This is a genomic window from Streptomyces sp. SID9727 (assembly GCF_010550605.1).
In the GTDB taxonomy this organism is placed as follows: domain Bacteria; phylum Actinomycetota; class Actinomycetes; order Streptomycetales; family Streptomycetaceae; genus Streptomyces.
Window position 1 is genome coordinate 1 of sequence record NZ_JAAGNI010000242.1, and the last position, 1,411, is coordinate 1,411.

A 1,411-nucleotide genomic window follows, 5' to 3' on the forward strand; every position below is an offset into this window, starting at 1 on the left:
TGCCTGTCCCGGGTCGCGGACTCCGCGCCCGCCCTGGCCGGCGCGCTGACCGGGGCGCTGGGGTCCATCGGCTCCGTGCCCGACGGCTGGCGCGAGACCTGCCGGACGCTGGCCGGCTGCGCGCTGCCCCGGTTCGCGGGCACGGATCTGCTGGAACTCGCCGGGCTGCTGGCAGACACGGAACCGGCCCTCATGGGTGGACAATTCGGACATGACCTCCACAGCGCCCCTGGCGCCCACGACGTCCTCCTCCCCCACGACAGCCACGACGCCCGCGACCCCCGGGGCGCCCACGCTCGATGACCGGATCGCCGGCGCCCTCGTCGGTGCCGCCGTCGGCGACGCGCTGGGCGGCCCGGTCGAGGGCCGCTCCCCGGAGCAGATCACGGCCCGGCACGGCGGCAGGATCACCGGGATCGTCGGCCCGTGGGACGGCGACGACTGGCGGACCGCCCGCCCGATCGCCCCGTACCACAAGGGGGACGGGCACGTCACCGACGACACCCTGATGACGCACGCCCTGGTCCGGGTGTACGGGAAGGTGCGCGGCCATCTCGACGCGTACGCGGTCGCCGACCACCTCGTACCGGAGATGATCGGCGAACCGCGGTGGATTCCCGAGCTGGAGGCCGAGGCGCTGCCGCTCCAGCGGGTGTTCCTCGCGGAGAAGTGGATCGTCGCCCGGCTGCACTACGGCCACGTCGACCCGCGCGAGGCGGGCTCCGGAAACATCGTCAACTGCGGGGCCGCGATGTACATGGCCCCGGTCGGTCTGGTGAACGCCGCCCATCCGCAGGCGGCGTACGCCGAGGCGATCGACGTCGCCGGGGCCCATCAGTCGAGTTACGGCAGGGAGGCGGCGGGCGTCTTCGCGGCGGGAGTGGCAGCCGCCTGCGCTCCCGGGGCGACGCCCACCACGGTCGTGGAGGCGTGCCTGTCGCTCGCGAAGGACGGCACACGCGCCGCGATCGAGGCCGTCTGCGAGGCGGCCTCCCGCCACCGGGACGTGGAGTCGGCGCTCGTCCCGCTGCGCGCGGCCGTCGCCCCCTTCGACACCGTCGGCCCCGACTACCGCGCGCCCTCGCTGGGCGCCCGCCGCCCGTCCCGGCTGCACGCGATCGAGGAGCTGCCGGTCGCCCTCGGCATGCTGCTGGCCTCCGGCGGGGACTACCGGCACGCGGTGCTCGGCTCGGTCAACTACGGCCGCGACTGCGACTCGATCGCCACCATGAGCGGCGCGCTCGCGGGAGCCCTGCACGGTGAACGCGCCGTCCCCGCCGACTGGGCGGCCACCGTCGCCGAGGCCAGCCGCCTCGACCTGCGCGCCCCGGCCCGGACCCTGGCCGGGGTGGCCCGCGAGGTGTTCGCACGGGACACCGCACGCCGCCGGGCCCACGAGGCCGCCTTCGCC

At 75.9% G+C, this 1,411-nt stretch carries 1 protein-coding gene and 1 pseudogene; both read left to right on the forward strand.

Translation table 11 applies throughout. The features are described 5' to 3' along the window. Nucleotides 1–303, forward strand: a pseudogene (locus G3I41_RS15500) (ADP-ribosylglycohydrolase family protein); the annotation flags it as partial. Continuing rightward, on the forward strand, nucleotides 212–1,411 hold a 1,200-nt coding region (locus G3I41_RS15505; protein WP_164400793.1), incomplete at its 3' end, for an ADP-ribosylglycohydrolase family protein. The pseudogene G3I41_RS15500 and the gene G3I41_RS15505, both read left to right, overlap by 92 nt.